Source organism: Devosia sp., assembly GCF_025809055.1.
GTDB lineage: Bacteria > Pseudomonadota > Alphaproteobacteria > Rhizobiales > Devosiaceae > Devosia.
On record NZ_CP075529.1, the window covers coordinates 3,272,459 to 3,291,987 of the forward strand.

The 19,529-nt window shown below is 64.2% G+C and carries 17 protein-coding genes and 1 pseudogene; 12 read left to right on the forward strand and 6 right to left on the reverse strand.

The window, feature by feature from the left end:
* The first annotated feature begins 166 nt into the window (after nucleotides 1–166).
* Both KIT02_RS16075 and KIT02_RS16080 read left to right on the forward strand, forming a co-directional pair.
* Entirely contained in the window at nucleotides 167–799 is a 633-nt protein-coding gene (locus tag KIT02_RS16075; RefSeq protein WP_297579987.1) for a LuxR C-terminal-related transcriptional regulator, read from the forward strand.
* Nucleotides 800–1,315: 516 nt separating this feature from the next.
* Complete coding sequence (locus KIT02_RS16080; protein WP_297579997.1) at nucleotides 1,316–2,767, forward strand: FAD-dependent monooxygenase; 1,452 nt, start codon at nucleotides 1,316–1,318, stop codon at nucleotides 2,765–2,767.
* 16 nt (nucleotides 2,768–2,783) lie between these two features.
* Here the strand turns inward: KIT02_RS16080 and KIT02_RS16085 are convergent, their stop codons facing one another.
* Nucleotides 2,784–3,698 carry an SDR family oxidoreductase gene (locus tag KIT02_RS16085; RefSeq protein ID WP_297580000.1) on the reverse strand — a complete coding sequence of 305 codons (915 nt, stop codon included), beginning with the start codon at nucleotides 3,696–3,698 and terminating at the stop codon, nucleotides 2,784–2,786.
* Between the two features lie 82 nt (nucleotides 3,699–3,780).
* Here KIT02_RS16085 and KIT02_RS16090 point away from each other — a divergent pair, with 82 nt between their 5' ends.
* The gene (locus tag KIT02_RS16090) at nucleotides 3,781–4,365 is read left to right on the forward strand and encodes a TetR/AcrR family transcriptional regulator (RefSeq protein WP_297580003.1); all 585 of its coding nucleotides are present in this window, start codon (nucleotides 3,781–3,783) and stop codon (nucleotides 4,363–4,365) included.
* Nucleotides 4,366–4,374: 9 nt separating this feature from the next.
* On the opposite strand, the gene hemA is transcribed toward KIT02_RS16090, so the two are convergent.
* Nucleotides 4,375–5,655, reverse strand: a complete 1,281-nt coding sequence (gene hemA / locus KIT02_RS16095; RefSeq protein ID WP_297580006.1) for a 5-aminolevulinate synthase — start codon at nucleotides 5,653–5,655, stop codon at nucleotides 4,375–4,377.
* A gap of 327 nt (nucleotides 5,656–5,982) precedes the next feature.
* Here hemA and KIT02_RS16100 point away from each other — a divergent pair, with 327 nt between their 5' ends.
* The 5 genes from KIT02_RS16100 to KIT02_RS16120 all read left to right on the forward strand — a co-directional run bounded on the left by KIT02_RS16100 (nucleotide 5,983) and on the right by KIT02_RS16120 (nucleotide 11,370).
* Nucleotides 5,983–7,308, forward strand: coding sequence for a hypothetical protein (locus KIT02_RS16100; RefSeq protein WP_297580008.1), 1,326 nt, complete (start codon nucleotides 5,983–5,985; stop codon nucleotides 7,306–7,308).
* A gap of 129 nt (nucleotides 7,309–7,437) precedes the next feature.
* Nucleotides 7,438–8,205, forward strand: coding sequence for an SDR family oxidoreductase (locus tag KIT02_RS16105; protein WP_297580011.1), 768 nt, complete (start codon nucleotides 7,438–7,440; stop codon nucleotides 8,203–8,205).
* Between the two features lie 163 nt (nucleotides 8,206–8,368).
* Complete coding sequence (locus KIT02_RS16110) at nucleotides 8,369–9,358, forward strand: ABC transporter substrate-binding protein (RefSeq protein ID WP_297580014.1); 990 nt, start codon at nucleotides 8,369–8,371, stop codon at nucleotides 9,356–9,358.
* Between the two features lie 98 nt (nucleotides 9,359–9,456).
* Complete coding sequence (locus tag KIT02_RS16115; RefSeq protein WP_297580017.1) at nucleotides 9,457–10,431, forward strand: ABC transporter substrate-binding protein; 975 nt, start codon at nucleotides 9,457–9,459, stop codon at nucleotides 10,429–10,431.
* A 273-nt stretch (nucleotides 10,432–10,704) separates the two neighbouring features.
* Nucleotides 10,705–11,370, forward strand: a complete 666-nt coding sequence (locus KIT02_RS16120; protein WP_297580020.1) for an OmpA family protein — start codon at nucleotides 10,705–10,707, stop codon at nucleotides 11,368–11,370.
* A gap of 48 nt (nucleotides 11,371–11,418) precedes the next feature.
* Here the strand turns inward: KIT02_RS16120 and KIT02_RS16125 are convergent, their stop codons facing one another.
* Nucleotides 11,419–11,709, reverse strand: coding sequence for a hypothetical protein (locus KIT02_RS16125; RefSeq protein ID WP_297580023.1), 291 nt, complete (start codon nucleotides 11,707–11,709; stop codon nucleotides 11,419–11,421).
* Nucleotides 11,709–11,966 (reverse strand): hypothetical protein, encoded by a 258-nt coding sequence (locus KIT02_RS16130; RefSeq protein WP_297580026.1) that lies wholly within the window; start codon nucleotides 11,964–11,966, stop codon nucleotides 11,709–11,711. The genes KIT02_RS16125 and KIT02_RS16130 overlap by 1 nt, the downstream gene beginning before the upstream one ends.
* Before the next feature lie 184 nt (nucleotides 11,967–12,150).
* On the opposite strand from KIT02_RS16130, the gene KIT02_RS16135 reads away from it, so the two are divergent.
* The gene (locus tag KIT02_RS16135; protein WP_297580029.1) at nucleotides 12,151–12,540 is read left to right on the forward strand and encodes a PRC-barrel domain-containing protein; all 390 of its coding nucleotides are present in this window, start codon (nucleotides 12,151–12,153) and stop codon (nucleotides 12,538–12,540) included.
* Nucleotides 12,541–12,599: 59 nt separating this feature from the next.
* Here the strand turns inward: KIT02_RS16135 and KIT02_RS16140 are convergent, their stop codons facing one another.
* On the reverse strand, nucleotides 12,600–13,514 hold the full coding sequence (locus tag KIT02_RS16140) for an SMP-30/gluconolactonase/LRE family protein (protein WP_297580032.1): 915 nt from the start codon (nucleotides 13,512–13,514) through the stop codon (nucleotides 12,600–12,602).
* 117 nt (nucleotides 13,515–13,631) lie between these two features.
* Here KIT02_RS16140 and KIT02_RS16145 point away from each other — a divergent pair, with 117 nt between their 5' ends.
* Genes KIT02_RS16145 through KIT02_RS16155 form a run of 3 tightly spaced genes read left to right on the forward strand, consistent with a single transcriptional unit; the run spans nucleotide 13,632 to nucleotide 15,803 of the window.
* Nucleotides 13,632–14,534: an ROK family protein gene (locus KIT02_RS16145; protein ID WP_297580035.1), complete on the forward strand. Its 903-nt coding sequence runs from the start codon at nucleotides 13,632–13,634 to the stop codon at nucleotides 14,532–14,534.
* Nucleotides 14,531–15,274 (forward strand): copper homeostasis protein CutC, encoded by a 744-nt coding sequence (locus KIT02_RS16150; RefSeq protein WP_297580038.1) that lies wholly within the window; start codon nucleotides 14,531–14,533, stop codon nucleotides 15,272–15,274. Before KIT02_RS16145 ends, KIT02_RS16150 begins: the two co-directional genes overlap by 4 nt.
* Entirely contained in the window at nucleotides 15,264–15,803 is a 540-nt protein-coding gene (locus tag KIT02_RS16155; protein WP_297580040.1) for a cob(I)yrinic acid a,c-diamide adenosyltransferase, read from the forward strand. Before KIT02_RS16150 ends, KIT02_RS16155 begins: the two co-directional genes overlap by 11 nt.
* Here KIT02_RS16155 and metH read toward each other — a convergent pair.
* Nucleotides 15,784–19,466, reverse strand: a pseudogene (gene metH / locus KIT02_RS16160) (methionine synthase); the annotation flags it as partial. The gene KIT02_RS16155 and the pseudogene metH sit on opposite strands and share 20 nt — an antisense overlap.
* Between the last annotated feature and the right edge of the window lie 63 nt (nucleotides 19,467–19,529).

Genomic DNA, 19,529 nt, shown 5'->3' on the forward strand with positions numbered 1-19,529 from the left:
TAGTGCATCCTACGGATTCATCGTATCGGACGGCGCGACCACTTAGTTCAAACTACCAAGACGGACACCCGGGCAGGGGTGTATCGGGCAGGCGCCTTGCGTCTGCACGGCAGGATTTGATCGCCCGGTGGACCGGTATTGCATGGCAACGTGAGGCACTGACACCATGAATACTCAATACTACCATTCCTATCTCAATCGCGACCGCCTGGTTCATATCGTCGATGCTGATCCGGGCACCTGCGAGGCACTCTCCATCCTGTTTCGGCTGGAAGGGTTTCAGACGACTTTCTCTGTCGAGCCGGCGCATTTCCTGTCGGCACTGGAGCGCCGCCGGCCCGACGTGGCGGTGATCAATCTGACCATCGGGGAGGAGTCCGGACTTGTCCTGCTCCGCCGGATCAAGGCGCTGCGCTCCGGCACTGCAGTGGTGATGATCGACAATGCCCCGCACATGGAGGCGGCGGTGACGGCAATGAAACTGGGCGCCAATGATGTCATCGCCAAGCCGGTGGACAGCGAATATCTGCTCTCGGTGGTGCGTGACGCGCTGCGCCGGGACGTGCATCTGGGGGCCATGCAGGATGGCCGCCGGCCGGTCGAGGTGCGCGGCTTCGGTCAACTGACCCCGCGCGAGCGCGAAGTCCTGCAACTGATCACCAATGGCCAGTCCAACAAGGAAGCGGGGCGCGAATTGGGCATTTCCCCACGCACCATCGAGGTGCACCGCGCCCGGGTGATGGAAAAGCTGGGCGCCCGCAACACCGCCGACCTCATGCGCATCGTGTTGACTTCGTAGCGTATAGAAGTCGCTCCAGTGGAGCGATTTTAGCGGAGAAGGCCATGAGAGCTATGCTCGAATGGCACGGGCGTGAAGAAATCGCTCCAGTGGAGCGATTTTAGCGGACTTCGAAGGCGGTCGCGCAGCGGGGAGCGGCTCCGGTGGAGTCGGTCCAGTCGAGAAGGCCATGAGAGCTGCGCTCGAATGGCGCGGGCGTTGGCTTGCAGGGTTGATACGCCGGGATGCTCGCCAGAACAGTGGTCTCTCGTTCGGCGGCGTGGAGGATTTGCCTGGGCAGGGGCGGCGGGATCCTGCGTCGGCGGGTTGCCGGCGGCGAGGCCCTGTGTCGAAAGTCCGTAGGCGCACGACTGCCGCGCATCGGCAGGCCATGGCGCATCACCGCCGAATGAGCAGCTCTGCCTCTCCCGCGAGAGCGGCGTTGGCATCTCGCCCATTACTATATCTGGTGCGCAAGGGGCTTGCTTCAAGACCCCGCCTCCAGGCTAATCAGTGAGCCCCAACTGGAGGCACGCCATGACCGATCATGCCGTTATCATCGCCGGCGCCGGCCCCACCGGGCTCATGCTTGGCGCCGAACTGCGTCTCGGCGGAGCCGATGTGCTCGTCATCGAAAAGCGCAGCGATGCGCTGCGCGTCCAGCCCGGGGCACTTGGCCTTCATGCGCGCACGATCGAACTCCTTGACCAGCGCGGCATAGCCGGCCGCTTCCTCGCCGAGGGCACACCCATGCAGGTCGTCGGCTTTGCCGGTGCCCGGCTGGACATCAGTGACTTTCCCACGCGCCACAACTATGGCCTGTCGCTCATCCAGAAGCACAGCGAGCGCCTGCTCGGCGACTGGGCGGAGGAACTGGGCGTGCCCATCCTGCGCGGCGTGGCGATCGAATCGCTGACCCAGGACGGCACCGGCGTTTCGGTGCAGTTGAGCGACGGCCGCGAGTTGCGCGCCGGCTTTCTCGTCGGCTGTGACGGTGGCCGGAGCCTCGTGCGCAAGGCGGCCGGTATCGGTTTTCCGGGCTCGGACGCCACCCTCAGTCACCTGCTGGCGGAGGTGGATATGGCGGTCGAACCGCCCTTCGGCCTGCGCAGTGATGCTATCGGCACCCACGCTCTGAGCCAGACCGAGACCGGCAAGGTGGGTGTGATGGTCACTGAGGGGGCCATCGGCAGCGGCCCGGTCACGCTCGATCACCTGCGCGCGGCGCTGGTGGCGCATTACGGTACCGATTTCGGTATGTCCAACCCGACCTACATGACCCGCTTCACCGACATGACGCGGCAGGCGGACCAATACCGGAAGGGGCGGGTGCTGCTGGCGGGCGACGCTGCCCATATCCACTATCCGGCCGGCGGGTTCGGCATGGGCATTGGCCTGGCCGATGCGGTCAATCTGGGCTGGAAGCTGGCACTTGTGGCGAACGGCGAGGCTCCCGGTTCGCTGCTCGACACCTATCACGCCGAGCGCCATCCGGCGGCGGCACGGCTATTGCGCTACACCATGGCCAGCGTCGCCCTGACCCGCACCGATGAGCGGTCCCGAGCCGTCGCCGCGATCATGGGCGAACTCATGGCCCTGCCGGACAGCGCCCGAATGGTGGCCGGCGACATGTCGGGTCTCAGTCTGCGCTACGATCTGGGCGAAGGGCATCCGCTGCTCGGCCGCCGCATGCCGGATCTCGAACTAAGAACCGATGCCGGAACCAGGCGGGTTTTCGACATGCTCCACGACGCGAAGCCGCTCCTGCTCAGTTTCAACCCCGGAGGCGGGGTCGAGCCCGGGCCCTGGGCGCAGCGCCTCAAACTGGTCGAGGCTCGCTATAGCGGAGCCTGGACGCTGCCGGTCATCGGCGCGGTGCCCGCGCCCGCCGCGGTCCTGGTGCGTCCGGATGGCCATGTCGCCTGGGTGGGTGACCGCCAGGGTGAAGGGCTGGACGCGGTGCTGTCGCGCTGGTTCCGCGCGGACTGATCGCGATCGCTCCGGCTCAGGCCGGAAACGTCACGCCGGCCAGTCGCTCCGATGCCGACCACAATTGCTGCGCCATGGGCACGTCATTGGCCTGCGGTGGCACCTTTGATGGGGCGGGATAGCCGCGGATTTCGTTGAGCATGTCGGGCCCGTAATAGCCGCCCGGCTGGGCCGCGGGGGCGGTGGCTGCATAGAGCGTCGGCAGGGCGCCCTGTGCCGCCGATTGCAGCAGGAAACCAAAGAGGGACCGGACTCGGCCCACCAGGCTCCCCCGTCCCGGACCATTGTGCAACAGGTCCGTGCGTGAAATGCCCGGATGGGCGGCGAGGCTGGCAATGCCCCACCCGCCGGCCGCGCTGCGCCGTTGCAGCTCGAAGGCGAACATCAGGCAGGCCAACTTGGATTGGCTATAGGCCCGCATGGGGACATAGGGGTTCGACTGCAGGTCATCGAGATCGATCCTGCCATCGCGTGCCGCCACGCTGGACAGCGACACGACCCGCGGCTGCTCGCCCTTGCGCAGCAGTGGCAGCAGGTGGGCGGTCAGCGCGAAGTGGCCGAGATAATTGGTGCCGAACTGCATTTCGAAACCATCTGCCGTTTCCTGCCGGGTCGGCGGCACCATGACGCCGGCATTGTTGATCAACAGGTCCAGCCTGTCATGGCGCTGCGCTATATTTTCGGCGAACGCCGCGACCGATGTGAGATCGGCCAGGTCCAGTTGCCCGAAACTGACCCTGGCCCCGGGCACGGCGGCTCTGATGCCGGCAATCGCGGCCGCGCCTTTTTCCGCATTTCGCCCGGCAATGATGACTTCGGCGCCCGCGCGGGACAATTCCAGCGCGTCTTCATAGCCGAGCCCACCGGTGCCGGTGACGACCGCGATGCGGCCGGTCTGCGGGGGGATTTCCGAAGCGGTCCATTTTGCCATAGATATACACCGAGGTCTTGATGTTGCACTGAGTGCAGGTTTTATATTGCACTCAGTGCAACTTTGGCAAGTGGGTATGGAAATGAGTGACGAAGCGGGCCCCGGACGGCGGGAACAGAAGCGCCAGCAGACACGCCAGCGCATTATCGACGCAGGCCTCAGCCTGTTCAGGGCCGACGGATTTGAACCCACGACCATTGACGCCATTGCGCTCGCTGCGGGCATTTCGCGCCGCAGCTTCTTTCACTATTTCAAGAGCAAGGACGAAATCGTCCTGTCGCTGCACAAAGGCTTTGCCGCGCCGCTGGCGCAGGCATTGGCACAAAGGCCAGAGGGGCAGGGTCCGTTTGCGGCGGTGCGACAGGCGAGCATTCGCATTGCCGAGGGTTATCCGCTCGAAGACCTGATCGCCATTGACCGCCTGATGCTCTCGAGCCCGGTGGTGCGCGCCAGCAAGCAGGCCGGCTATGCCCGCGACGAGGCGGAGCTTTTCGAGTCGCTCAGGTCGTGCTGGCCTGAAGCTGACGCGCTCGATCTGCGCCTTTTGGCCATGGTCACGATCGGTATTGCACGGGTGTCGCTGGATGCCTGGCGCGATGCCGGCGCAGACCGGCCGCTGGCCGAGCATGTGGCGGCCGCCTTCGACGCCATCGGCGCCTGGAGGTGACCGGCGCGGTCAGCCCCCGAGGCTTGGCAGTGTGAGATCGCCCGAGGTCAGCTTGCTGGCGGTAAGGGCCGGATCGGCCTTTTCGCGCGGCAGCTCGAGCGCTGTCCAGACGCTCACCAGGGCGTGGCGCAACTCGAAGATCATTTCGTCGCTGTGCAGCGGCGTCGGGGTGATGCGCAGCCGCTCGGTGCCCTTGGGCACTGTGGGGTAGTTGATCGGCTGGATGTAGATATTGTGCTTGTCCATCAGCATGTCGCTGGCGGCCTTGACCAGGCGCGCATCGCCCACGATCAGCGGCACGATATGGGTCGGCGTATCCATTACCGGCAGGCCGGCATCGGCCAGAATGGCCTTGGTCAGCCGCGCCTGGCGCTGGTGCATCAACCGTTCCTGGCCATTGCCCTTGAGATGTTCGATCGAGGCGCGGGCGGCCGCGCAGAGCGGCGGGGGCAGGGCGGTGGTGAAGATGAATTCGGGTGCATAGGAGCGCACGGCATCGACGATGGCGCGATTGGCGGCGATATAGCCGCCCATGGTGCCAAAGCCCTTGGCCAGCGTGCCCTCGATGATGTCGATCCGCTCCATCAGGCCTTCGCGCTCGGCAATGCCGCCGCCGCGCGGGCCATACATGCCCACGGCATGAACTTCGTCGATATAGGTCAGCGCACCGAACTCTTCGGCCAGGTCGCAGATTTCCTTGATCGGCGCGATATCGCCATCCATGGAATAGACCGACTCGAAGGCGATCAGTTTTGGCCGCTTGCGGTCGACATGGCTCAGAAGTTCGCGCAGATGCGCCACGTCATTGTGCCGGAAAATCTTCTTTTCCATGCCCGACTGGCGCACGCCCTGGATCATCGAGGCGTGATTGAGCTGGTCGGAAAAGATGATGCAGTCCGGCAGGAGGCGCGTAATGGTCGAGAGCGCCGCTTCGTTGGACACGAAGCCGGAGGTGAACACCAGGGCCGCTTCCTTGCGATGCAGGTCGGCCAGCGAGCGCTCGAGCTCGACCAACGGCCGGTTGGTGCCCGAAATATTGCGCGTGCCGCCCGCGCCGACACCCATTGCGCCCGCGGTTTCCTGCATGGCGGCGACGACCTTTTCGTGCTGGCCCATGCCCAGATAATCGTTGGAACACCAGATGGTGATCTCGCGGGCATTGCCGGTTTCGTCGCGATAGACGGCGCGGGGGAAGCGGCCGGCGATGCGTTCGAGATCGGCGAAAACGCGATAGCGCTTTTCTGCCCGCAGTGCGTCCACTGCATCCTCGAAGATACCGCGATAGTCCATGGGGCCGTTCCTTCACCTGTGGCGCAGATACGGCAGGGGCCCGTTTTCTGCGTCACCTGAGACTTACCTAAGTCCGTCGCCGCCAGCTTGACATAGGTCAATTCGACGCGCCGCCAAGTGTTTAATGCCTCCCCGGCGCCATTGCAAACATAAGAGTCATTCTAAACTGGTATCGGCCCTTCGCCTGAACTGCTTGTGATCCGATTTCGACGCCACCGCCCTTGAACGCGGGTTAACCGGCCATGGCGTAATGTGTTGATAGTGTGGCGCATGTGCGCTTAGATCACATTGCGGCCAAATTTTATCGGGGGGCAGGGGAGGTCCATCGTGAAGAGTTTTTCATCGTCCAGTTTTGCCGGGCAACAGGCGGACGCCTATGCTCTGGCCAAGGCCGCCGTGCAGCACAATCCCCAGGCCCTGTTCACAGATTTCCAGTGGTTCCTCTATGAGGGCCGCGACACGGTGTTCTTCACCGCCTTTTCGACCCAGAGCTACGACAAGGACGGGCTGGGCAATATGGTGGCCGAAATGGTCGCTCTGGCGCCGCAACTGACCCATGGCTTTGTCGGCGCCCAGCCGGGCCAACCCTTTCCCAAGCACCTGCTCGACGCCATTACCTCGGTGGAAATGGTCGACGAACTGGACGGCTATCCGGACAAGTGGCTGAGCAAGTCGGCCGATATTTTCGAGCACAAGGACCTGCCGCTGTTCCGCGTCATGGCCGTGGTGCGCCGGGGCGGCCCGGACGCCCAGGGTCGCGCCTCGGTGATCCAGGTCCGCTCCAGCCATGCCCTGATGGAAGGGTCCGATTCCGCGCTGCTGACACGCTCGTCCTCGGCCGGCCACGGCGTGCAATCGGACAAGGGGCACAAGCTGCCCTTCCGCGACCGGATGCGGAGCGCCCTGCGCGGCGGGCTCACCGCCTTCATCTATCTGGTCATGGCCAATATCCTGGCGCCCAAGGAAAAGCCCTGGGGGTTCAAGACCCTGGCCATCGAGCGCCATCGCCTGCGCCTGCTCGCCAACAAGCTGGGCGTGCGCCAGCGCTCGCTGATGTTCGCTCTGGTGACCCATGCGCTCAATGGCGAGGGCGCCGAAAAGCTGATGAGCAAGAAGGTGATCGGCGCTGCCTACACCATGCTCGACACCAAGCGAAACAATACCGACGACGACTTCTTCCGCGTCCGGGCGCTGGAAGCCAAGTTCAAGGTCATGGAAGACTTCGTGGAATATGTCCGGGCCGTCGACGACACGGTAGCCGGCATCGAACAGAAGGATATCACCTCCTTCCAGGTCGTGATCAATTCCATGTTCAAGGCCATGCGCACGCTCAACCGGTTCATTCCGGCGCTGCCCAATCGCCGCTTCTGGCGGTTCAATGGCGGCATGCACATCGTTTTGACCCTGGTGCCGCCACATCGCACCTATGGCCCGATGACCCACGGCATGGTCGAGCCGCTCTATTGCGGCGCCTGGCACACCGAGGTGAATATCTGCACCTTCTGCCCGGGCCGGGAGTATGTGACGCTCAACTTCTCCATGGAGCAGCGCCATATCGCCAATGTCGACAAGATCCTCGCGCTACTGGATGAAGTCGAAACGCGCGACGTCACCCCCCATGTCATGGCCCCATCGGTCGAGCGCCTGCGCTGATCTGCGCAGGTTGCTCTGTGCAACCGGCCTGCAATTGACACCTGATGTACGTACATCAGAATACTCTTGCCGACCGCAACCGCCTGACGGTATTGCTGGCACCATGCTTCCAAGCGGGACCAGTACGCCATGACCTTTGCCAGCTATCCAAGCCTTGCCGACCGCCCGGTGGTTATTTCCGGCGGTGCCTCCGGCATCGGTGAAGCCATGGTCCGCGCCTTTGCTGCGCAGGGGGCCAGGGTCGGCTTCGTCGATATTGCCGCCGAAGCCGGTGAGGCGCTGGCCGCCGAATTGACCGGACTGGGGCAGACAGCCCGCTTCATCCGCTGCGACGTCACCGATATCCCGGCCTATCAGGCGGCCATTGGCGATCTGGCACTGGCCCATGGCGATGCCCGTGTGCTGGTCAACAATGCCGCCCACGACCAGCGGCACCGCTGGGAAGACGTCACGCCCGATGAGTGGGACCGGCGCATGGCCGTCAATCTCAAGCATGCCTTCTTCGCCATCCAGGCCGTCGCGCCCGGCATGGCGGTCGCCGGGGGTGGCGCGGTGATCAACTACGGCTCGATCAGCTGGATGGTGATGACCCCGGGCCTGCCGCTCTACGAAACCGCCAAGGCCGCCATACACGGCCTCACCCGCTCCATGGCGCGCGAACTCGGGCCTTCCTCCATTCGGGTCAATTCGCTGGTGCCAGGCGCGGTGATGACCCAGCGCCAGCTCGATCTGTGGATTTCCGCCGAGGCGCTCGCCGACATCAAGCAGAACCAGGCCATACCCGAGGCCCTCACCCCCGAGGACTGCGCCCGCCTCGCCCTGTTCCTCGCCGCCGACGACAGCGCCATGATCACTGGCCAGCATTTTCTGGTCGATGCAGGCTGGGCGAATGGCTAGGGCGCTGGCTGCGGGCACATGCCCGGCGCAGGCTCCTTCGGGATGAACGGGCGCCGCCCCTTCTGCCCCAAAAAGTGGGCTCCGATCGCCTTGCATTTAATATGACAATGATAGTAAGGATTTCTCCCATCCGCCCCCCGGGGCAGCGCGGATGGGAGAAATCATGAAGCGCCTTCTTGTTGCATTCGCCGTCATGGCAAGCCTGACACTGGCCGCCTCGGCTCAGGACATGCGTGACTTTAGTGACGACCTCGGCCGCACCGTCTCCATCCCGGTGAACCCGCAGCGCATTGTGTCGGTTCGCGAGGAGCAATTCACCGCGCCTCTGTGGGAACTGGGCGCAAACCTGGTGGGCTCGGCCGGCCTCACCGACGCGAACAAGAACGATGGCAAGCCCTATCCGCGCGGCGCTTATGACCTCTTTCACCTGACCTTCGAGAACAGCGGCCTGACATGGATTGGCGGCCCGAACGAGCCCGATTTCGAAGCCATCGCCGCCCTTGAACCCGATCTCATCCTCGCACCGGCCTGGCAGCAGGACATTGTCGAGAAATACTCGGCGATCGCCCCCACGGTGATCTTCGACCCGACCAAGGACCGGGCTCTTGATCGCTACCGGCGAATTGCCGATGTGGCCGGCAAGCTGGATGAGTTCACCCATCGCCTGGAAGGCTACCAGAGCCGGGTCGATGTCTATCGGGCAGTGGTTGCCGACACGATCGGCGATCCTGCGGATGTCTCGGTGGTCGTCGCCCAGGCCAGCACCGAGGAAGGTGGCGGCATTGCCATCTCCAGCAACAACGAAGCGCTGGGCCAGGTCCTGCACGACCTCGGATTCGGCATGCCGCAGATAGTTCAGGACCTGGGCCTTGGCAATGACCTGATCAGCGGCGAATTGCTGGAAACCATCCAGGCCGATTTCATGATCGGCACCTACAATGTTGCCTGGGGGCAGACGCCCAGTGCCCAGAACGCGGCTTGGGACGAGGTGGCGCCGGGCTGGAAGGACTTCCTGCACGCCGCCCGGCACAACCAGCACTTCTACATCGATCGCGAGCCGATGCGGGCCCTCAGTTTCCGCACCCTTGAGGAAACCATGTCCATCATCGCGGCCAACATCGCATCCCGTGGCTTCGTGCCTCTCGAAGACTAGTCCGTGAAGGCGCCACGCACCTGCTGCCCCGCCGCATGGGCAGGAGCGTTTTCTTGGAGCGGCCGCCCGACTTTTGTTCGGGCATGGGAGTAAGATCTATGATGAAAGTGCTGTTTGCGCTGGCCACGATCGCGGCAATCGGCGCCGTGCCGGTGGTTGCACAGGAGAGTTGCGAAGCCGGGTTCCGGCTGTTCGAACATGGTGGCGGCCAGACCTGTATCCCCGAAAAAGCCGAGCGGATTGTCGGCCTGCATGATCAGTCGATCACGCTGACCCTTTTGGAAATCGGTGCTCCCGTGGTCGGCTCGCATGGGCGCGTGGCCGATGATGGCCGCGAGTTCCTGCGCTCGGTCGAAGAAATGCTGGGCTATACCTTCGAAAATTCCGGCATCGGCTTTGTCGGCTCCTATCCTCTGGATGTGGAAGCCATCGCGGCATTGTCGCCCGATTTGATCATCGCGCGCACCTATGATCTCGACCTCCGGCAGCAGTATGAGGTTATCGCCCCCACCGTTTTCATCGCCGATGATCCGCAGGACCCGATGAATTTCGCGCGCGACGTCGCCGATGCGTCGGGCGAACTGGAAGAGTGGGAACGCCTGCTGGAGGCCTACCAGCGCAATATCGAGACTGCCCGCCGCACTTTCCCGGAGCTGGTTGGCCAGAGCTATGCCAAGATACAGGCCTGGGACGGCAAGCTCACTGTCTATGCCGGATATGGCGGGCTCACCAAGGTTCTGGAAGATCTGGGACTGGTGCGTACGCCATTTGCACAGGCCATGTCCGATCGTGGCGTCGCCTGGGGCGAAGAGGTGAGCGTCGAGCTCTTGCCCGAACAGCAGGCAGACTACACCTTCGACACCTACAATATCGCCGGTGGGGATACCTATGGTGCCGCACGCCAGCGGCTGGTGGACGTGCTGCCCAATTGGTGCGATGTGCTGAAATCCTGCAGCGAAGGTCGCTATATCGTCTTGCCGCGAGAGTATTCGACCGGCTACGGCTTCTCGCAGCTCAACACGCTCATTCCGCTCATCACCACCCATGCGGCGCGCGTACCGGTGGGCGACTAATCCCTGATGCAGCCGCTCCCCGGAACGTCCAACTGTCCTGTGCCGGTTGACCGGCGCATGGCGGGAGTTCCGGGTAGCGGCGCGGTTCCGGCCTGACAGCGTCACGCCGCCCCACCTGAGGCAAAGCCGGGGACTGCCTTGTGCTGTCCAGGGTTGGCCGCCCCGGGTTTGCGGCCATTCATCCCCCATTCATCACCTTTCCCTTACCACGCTCCTGCCTTATTGAAGGGGCACCACAAGGCCACTGACACGAATCCTTCAGGGGGATAATCAATGAAGTCGAAGGTTCTCGTCGCGCTCGCCGCGACCCTGGCGCTGAGCGCCTGCACCACCACCAATCCCTATACGGGCCAGTCCCAGCTCTCCAACACCGCTGGCGGCGCGCTGATCGGCACCGGTGGCGGCGCGGTAGCCGGCGCCATTGTCGGCGCGGCTGTTGGCGGCGACCCGCGCATCGGCGCGCTGATCGGCGCCGGCGTTGGCGGCCTGACCGGCGCTGCCATCGGCAACTACATGGACCAGCAGGAAGCCGAATTGCGCGCCCAGCTTCAGGGCACCGGCGTTTCGGTGACCCGCGTCGGCGACCAGATCATCCTCAACATGCCGTCCAACATCACCTTCGCGACCGACTCTTCGACGGTGCAGCCGCAGTTCAACCAGACGCTGGTGTCGGTCGGCCTGGTGCTCAAGAAGTTCGACAAGACCATCGTCGATGTCTATGGCCACACCGACAGCCAGGGCGATGACAGCTATAACCTGTCGCTCAGCCAGCGTCGCGCCGTGGCGGTTGCCACCATCCTGGCCAACCAGGGCATCGACCAGCGCCGCTTCTATATCGAAGGCAAGGGTGAAACCGCGCCGATCGCCTCCAACGGCTCTGAATCCGGCCGGGCCCAGAACCGCCGCGTCGAAATCCAGCTTTCGCCCATTCGCGGCTGATCCTGGACATAGAGAAACGAAAAACGCGGCCTTCCGGGGCCGCGTTTTTTATTGCACCGGCTCGACCACGGGCGCCGAAGTCGGCGTGCCCGGCTGCATGTCGGTTCCCGGAGCGCCCGAGAACAGTTGCAGCACGAAGAGAATGGCCACAATGATGGCCAGGGCCACCACGCCATAGAGCCACCAATTGGTCGGCCCGGTGCCGCCGACACTGGTCTCGTGCTCGCCGGCGGGCCGGATGCCCGAATCCACCGGAACCTCGATGCGCGAACCGTTCTCATCGACCAGGCTGTCCACCTTGGCCGTTTCGGGGGCGTGGGGCTTGTTGTCCGTCGCCATCAGAAATCTCCCTTGAACACGGTTTGCGAACCCACGCCATCGGCGACGCCGGCGCGTACCTGGGCTATGGCCTCTTCGATGGCCTCGGGTTCGAAGCCGACTTCCAGGCCCTCCTGGCCGACGCTGGTCACTTCGGCCTTCAACTGATTGAGCAGGTCTAGTTTTTCCTGCGCGGTGAACAGGGGGTGATTGGCAATGCGCATGGGCTCAAGCATGTCGGTGCCGCCCATTCTGTCCTTGAGTGTGTCGAACACCATGATCGTGCTCCTGTGATTGGGCCGTCTGGCGGCCGTAACCTGTTGCAGGATCAATGCGTCGGCGGGGCGCAGGGTTCCCCGACGCGGCCGGGGCGGTGGTGCCCGATCACATTTGCATAGGTGAGGAAACCGGCGGGGTTGTGCGGCGTTGACCCTTCACATCCCAAGCAAGGAGGATTGTATCATGTCTTTTGATGACAAGCGCGTTGCCAGTGCCGACGTCAAGGAAACGCACGACCTGATCGCATCCGACAAGGTCGAGGGTACCAAGGTCTATGATCAGTCCGGCGAACATGTCGGCTCGATCGAACGGATCCTCGTCGAAAAGCGCAGCGGCAAGGTTTCTTATGCCGTGCTGAGCTTTGGCGGCTTCCTGGGCTTGGGCAATGACCACTATCCGTTGCCCTGGTCCAAGCTGGACTATGACGAAAGCCTCGGTGGCTATCGAGTCGATATCTCCAAGGAGCAGATCGAAGGCGCGCCCAAATACGAGCGCGAGGACGATGCCTTCTGGACGAGCGAGAACGGCCGTCGCGTGCACGATTACTACGGCGTCACGCCCTACTGGATCTGACGCCAGCCCATTTTCATGACCTGATGATTGCGGCCGGCGCCCTTCGGGGCGCCGGTTTTTTATGGGCGCCGGGCTGGGCCGGCGTTGACATAGAGGGAATAGAGCGACCGGGTGGCCGTGATGAACAGCCGGTTGCGCCGTGGGCCGCCGAATTCGAGATTGGCCACACGCTGCCCGATATGGATCTTGCCGGTGCGCACGCCCGCCGGGTCGAACACCTCGATCCCGATTTCGCTCGAGCACCAGACCCAGCCATCGCTGTCGACCCGAAAACCATCGGGCCGCCCATCCTCGATCACGGCGAAGACACGGCCATTGTGCAACCTGCCTTCGGCCACATCGAAAACACGCAGGGTCCGCGGCGCCTTGCCATCCGCGCCAAATCCGGACTCGGCGATGTAGAGCAGGCTCTCGTCGGGTGAAAAAGCCAGGCCGTTGGGCTGGATGAAATCACCGGCCACCAGCGTGACCTCCCCGGTCTGCCCGTCAATCCGATAAACGCCGCGGCAGGGCTGCTCCTCGGGCGAGCGGTACCCTTCGTAATCGGACAGGATGCCGTAGCTGGGATCGGTGAACCAGATCGAGCCATCGGATTTGACCACCACGTCGTTCGGCGAATTCAGCCGCTTACCGGCATATTGATCCGCCAGCACCGTGATCGTGCCGTCGAGCTCCGTGCGCGTCACCCGGCGGGGGCCATGTTCGCACGAGACCAGGCGCCCCTGGCAATCACGCGTATGGCCATTGGCGTAGTTGGAGGGCTTTAGATACAGGCTGATCGTATTGTCTTCGGGCAGATAGCGCATCACCCGTTCATTGGGAATGTCCGAGAAATACAGGCACCCATGGTCGCCGAACCACACCGGGCCCTCCGCCCAGCGGCAGCCGGAATACAGCTCGTCGAGCTGCGCATTGCCCACGATCTTGCTGGAAAATCGCGGGTCGATGATGTCGTACAGGCCCTGGGTGGTCATGGTGATGTCTCCTCGTGGCTCCAGCCATATTCTGCCCGGCGCCGGCGCTCAAGCCTCCCCTTGCCCTTCACCGGCCAGCGTCCTACCAGTGAACCTCCGACACCTGACCCGGCAGCCATGATTACCTGTTTCGATATTGGCGGCTCGACCATCAAGGCCGCCACCGCCACCAGTCCGGAAGCGCTCACCATGCTGGGCCGCGTGCCGACACCGCACCATGATTTTATGGCTTTCGCCGCCGCAATCGCAGAATGGGTCAAGATCGGCGGAGCCCCGGAGGGGGCGCCGGTGGCCATTTCGGTAACCGGTGTCGTCGATCCGGCGAGTGGCGTGGTCACCTGCGCCAATATTGCCTGCATAGACGGGCTCGACCTGGCGCAGGCGCTGTCCGCCCGGCTCGATCGCCCGGTGCTGGTGGCCAATGACGCCGATTGCTTTGTGCTGGCCGAAGCCGGGATCGGAGCGGGGCAGGGGCACCGCGTGGTGTTCGGCGTCATCCTGGGCACCGGCGTGGGCGGAGGGCTTGTGGTCAACGGTGCCATCCATCAGGGCGCCGGGGGCTTGGCGGGCGAATGGGGGCACGGTCCGGTTGCCGCAACCGAAGCCGGCTCGCCACCCATCGCGATACCGCGCCTCCCCTGCGGCTGCGGGCAGAGTGGCTGTGTCGACACGGTTGGCGGTGCGCGGGGGCTCGAACGGCTTTATGCCCATCTGGGCGGCGGTGAGGCGTCGAGCCGCGAAATCATCGCGGCCTGGCAGGCCGGCGATGCGCTGGCGGCGCGGACCCTTGAATGCCAGATCGACCTGCTCGCCGGACCCCTGGCGCTCACGGTCAATGTCGTCGGGCCCGATATCGTGCCGGTTGGGGGCGGGCTGGGCAGCGTCGCGCCCCTGGTCACGGCGCTCGACGAAGCGGTTCGCCGGCGCATCCTGCGCAGGCTCGATCGTCCCCTTGTGGTCCCGGCCGGCATTGCCGAACCCGGCCTGGTTGGCGCCGCCATTCTGGGATTGAGCCAATGACGCTGCTCGAGGTCTGCGTTGACGACGCCGAAGGGTTCGCCGCGGCCCTTGCGGGCGGTGCCGACCGGATCGAGCTGTGCTCGGCCCTTGAGCTGGGTGGGCTCACGCCTTCACCCGGATTGGTGGCCATGGCGGCCAAATCCCCGGTGCCGGTCCATGCCATGATCCGCCATCGTCCGGGCCATTTCGTCTATTCCGCTGCCGAGGCCGAGGTGCTGCTGGCCGATATCGCCGCAATGCGTGCAGCGGGTCTGGCTGGCGTCGTCCTCGGGGCGAGTTTTTCCGACGGACGTCTCGACGAGCCGCTTCTGACCCGCATGGTCGAGGCGGCAGCGGGCATGGCCATCACCCTCCATCGCGCTTTCGATATTGTGCCCGATCACCGGGCCGCAGCCGATATCGCGATGAAACTGGGCTTTGGCACCATCCTCACCTCCGGCGGGGCCGCGTCGGCCCTGGCCGGCCGCGATGTGCTGGCGAGGCTGGCGCGGCATGTGGGAGATGCCATCACCATCATGCCGGGCGCCGGCATCTCGCCCGATGTGATCCCCGACCTCAGCCGGGCGCTGCCGCTGCGCGCCGTGCATGGCTCGTGCTCAGAAGCGGACGCGTCTGCGCCAGAAAACGCCGCTCGCCTGGGCTTTTCCAGCCCGGCCCGGCGTCGCACCAGCCGCGAAAAGGTCGCGGCGCTCAAGGCCGCACTGGCCGCCGCAGAAATGGGGGCCGCAAGTGGGACATAGACTATCCAGAATTGTCACCCGGACCGGCGACGATGGCACCACGGGCCTCTCCGATGGCTCGCGCTTGCGCAAGGACGCGGCCCTGATCGAGGTGATCGGCACCGTCGATGAACTCAATAGCGTCATCGGCTTTGCCGAAAGCCAGCAAACCCTTGTGCCGTTGCGCGAAGAACTGGTGTCGATCCAGCATGATCTTTTCGATCTCGGCGGTGCCCTGTCGATGCCGGGACATGCCGTGTTGACCCAAGATCATGTCGCCGCGCTCGAAGCAGTGGTCGCCGCCTGGAATGCCGACCTGCCCCCGCTCAAGGAATTCATCCTGCCCGGCGGTTCGGCAGCAGTCGCCGCCCTGCATGTGGCCCGCACGGTCTGCCGCCGCGCCGAGCGCCGCCTGCTCTCGCTCGATGACGACCGTACGGCCACCGCCCGCGTCTATCTCAACCGCCTGTCAGATCTGCTGTTCGTTGGCGCCCGGCTCGCGGCCGAGGGTCGGGAGCGGAGCTGGCAGCCTAACCGGCGACATAGTTGAGAACCGGCGCCAGCCAGCGTTCGACCTCGCCAATGTCCATGCCCTTGCGGGTCGCGTAGTCGATCACCTGGTCGCGCTCGACCTTGGCGACGCCGAAATAATAGGCGTCCGGATGACCGATATAGATGCCCGAGACCGATGAGCCGGGCCACATGGCCATGCTCTCGGTCAATTGCACGCCGGTCTTGTTTTCGGCATCGAGCAGACGGAACAGCGTGACCTTTTCGGTGTGGTCCGGCTGAGCCGGATAGCCGGGCGCCGGGCGAATGCCGCGATAGGGCTCGCCGATCAATTCGGTCGGCGCAAAGGTTTCGTCCTTGGCATAGCCCCAATAGTCCTTGCGGACACGCTGGTGCAGCATCTCGGCCATGGCCTCGGCATAGCGATCGGCCAGTGCCTTAACCATGATCGATCCGAAATCGTCATTGGCGCGCTTGAAGCGCTCGGCGATCTCGTTTTCCTCGGGGCCGGCGGTGACGACGAAGCCGCCGACATAGTCGGCTGTACCCTTTGGCGCGACGAAATCGGCCAGCGCCACATTGGGGCTGTCGCCGCGCTTGGAGGTCTGCTGGCGCAGCGTATAGAGCGTCGCCAGTTCCTCGGTCCGCTCCTCGCCCGCGAACAGCCTGATATCGTCGCCCTCGGCATTGGCTGGCCAGAACCCGACCACGGCGCGGGGCCTGAACCAGTCTTCGGCGATAATCCGTTTCAGCATGTCCTGCGCATCGGCAAACAGCTGGCGCGCCACCTCGCCCTGCTTCTCGTCATCCAGGATGCGCGGATAAACACCCTTGAGTTCCCAGGTCTGGAAGAAGGGTGTCCAGTCGATATAGCGGGCGATTTCGGCCAGGTCCCAATCATCAATGACCCGCGTGCCGAGGAATTGCGGCGCGTTGACCTGGTAGCCGGACCAGTCGATCTTGAAGGCATTGGCGCGGGCCGATGTCAGTGGCAGCCTTTGCTTGGCCAGTTCGGCCCGCTCGTGCTTTTCGGCCACTTCGACATATTCGGCGCGGATGGACGCCACATAGTCGGCCTTGGCGGTCGGCGACAGCAATTGCCCGACCACGCCAACGGCGCGGCTGGCATCGGTGACATAAATGGCCTGGCCGCGCGTATAGCGCGGGGCGATCTTGACCGCCGTGTGCACCCGCGACGTGGTGGCGCCACCGATCAGCAAGGGCATGTCGAAACCCTCGCGCTCCATCTCGGCGGCCATATGCACCATCTCGTCGAGCGAGGGGGTGATGAGGCCGGACAGCCCGATGATGTCGACCTTTTCCGCGCGGGCGGTTTCGAGAATTTTCTGCGGCGGCACCATGACGCCGAGATCGACGATCTCGTAATTGTTGCAGGCCAGGACCACGCCGACGATGTTCTTGCCGATATCGTGCACGTCACCCTTGACCGTCGCCATCAGCACCTTGCCAGCAGACTGGCGCTGATCGCCGCCGGTCTCGGCTTTTTCCGCTTCCATATAGGGCAGCAGCACGGCAACGGCCTGCTTCATCACGCGGGCCGATTTGACCACCTGCGGCAGGAACATTTTGCCCGCGCCGAACAGATCGCCGACGACGTTCATGCCCGCCATCAGCGGGCCTTCGATCACATGCAGCGGGCGCTCGGCGGCAAGGCGGGCTTCTTCGGTATCGGCCTCGATGAACTCGGTGATGCCGTTGACCAGCGCATGTTCGAGCCGCTTTTCGACCGGCCATTCGCGCCAGGCCAGGTCGCGCACCTTTTCCTCGCGGGCGCCGCCCTTGAACCGCTCGGCGATCTCCAGCATCCGCTCGGTGGCGCTGCCTCCCGCCTTTGGCTTGCGGTTGAGAACCACGTCCTCGCAGGCTTCGCGCAATTCGGGATCGATCTGGTCATAGACGGCAAGCTGGCCGGCATTGACGATGCCCATGTCCATGCCGGCCTTGATGGCGTGGTAGAGGAACACGGCGTGCATGGCTTCGCGCACCGGCTCATTGCCGCGGAAGCTGAAGGAGAGATTGGAGACGCCGCCCGAAATGTGGGCATGGGGCAGGTTCTTGCGGATCCAGGCCGTCGCTTCGATGAAATCGACGCCGTAATTGTCATGCTCCTCGATACCCGTCGCAATGGCGAACACATTGGGGTCGAAGATGATGTCCTCGGGCGGAAAGCCCATGTCGTCGACAAGGATGGCATAGGCGCGGGCGCAGATGTCGATCTTGCGCTGATAGGTATCGGCCTGGCCCTGCTCGTCGAATGCCATGACCACAACGGCGGCCCCATAGGCCATGCACAGACCCGCATAGTGGCGGAACTGCTCTTCGCCTTCCTTGAGGGAGATCGAATTGACGATCGGCTTGCCCTGCACGCATTGCAGGCCCGCCTCGATCACCTCCCATTTGGAGCTGTCGATCATCACCGGCACCCGCGCGATTTCCGGCTCGGAGGCAATGAGGTTGAGGAACTCGACCATGGCCGCCCGGGAATCGATCAGGCCCTCGTCCATGTTGATGTCGATGATCTGGGCGCCGTTTTCTACCTGGTCGCGGGCAACGGCCAGCGCGGCGGCATAGTCGCGCGCGGTGACCAGCTTGCGGAAGCGGGCGCTGCCGGTGACGTTTGTCCGCTCGCCGATATTGACGAAGGGAATGTCGGGCGTGAGGACAAAGGGCTCGAGGCCGGACAGGCGCAGATAGCGGTTCAACTGAAAACCCTCGGGCGGTGGGCTGCCACCGTCTCGGCGATGGCGCGGATATGATCGGGCGTGGTGCCGCAGCAGCCGCCCACGACATTGACCAGGCCCTCGCGCGCAAATTCGTCGAGCTGGCCGGCGGTGTCGTCCGGGCCCTCGTCATATTGGCCGAAGGCATTGGGCAGGCCGGCATTGGGATAGGCGCAGGTAAACGTATCGGCCACCGAGGCGATTTCGGCCATGTGCGGCCGCATGGCCTCGGCGCCGAGTGCGCAGTTGAGGCCGACCGTAAAGGGCCGCGAATGGCGCACCGAGTGCCAGAATGCGGTGGGTGTCTGGCCGGTCAGCGTCCGCCCCGAAGCGTCGGTAATGGTGCCTGAAATCATCATCGGCAGCGCCACGCCGGTGCGCTCGAAGGCCTCGATGCACGCAAAGATCGCCGCCTTGGCATTGAGCGTGTCGAAAATCGTTTCGACCAGAATGACATCGGCGCCGCCTTCGATCAGGCCGTTGACCTGCTCGCTATAGGCCTTGCGCAGGTCCTCGAAGCTGACGGCACGGAAGCCGGGATTGTTCACGTCCGGGCTGATCGAGGCGGTGCGGTTGGTCGGGCCCACGGCCCCGGCGACGAACCGCGGCTTGCCATCGATGGCGGTGGCCCGGTCCAGCGCCCGGCGCACCACGCGCGCGCCCTCGACATTGAGATCATGGACGGCCGCCTCCATGCCGTAGTCGGCCTGGGCAATGGTGGTGGCCGAAAAGGTATTGGTCTCGACGATATCGGCCCCGGCCATGGCGTAGTTGAAGTGGATTTCTTCGATGGCTTCGGGCTGGGTCAGAATGAGCAGGTCGTTATTGCCCTTCTGCGGATGCTCGGAATGGTGCCGGCAGGCATGGCCGGAGCCGTGGCCGATGAAATCATCTTCGCCCAGGCCCAGCCCCTGAATCTGGGTACCCATGGCACCGTCGAGAATGAGTATGCGCTGGCGGGCAAGTGTTTCCAGGGCCTTGCGGCTGGGGGAGGGGGCGGCTGGCATGGTGACCTCGACAGTGTT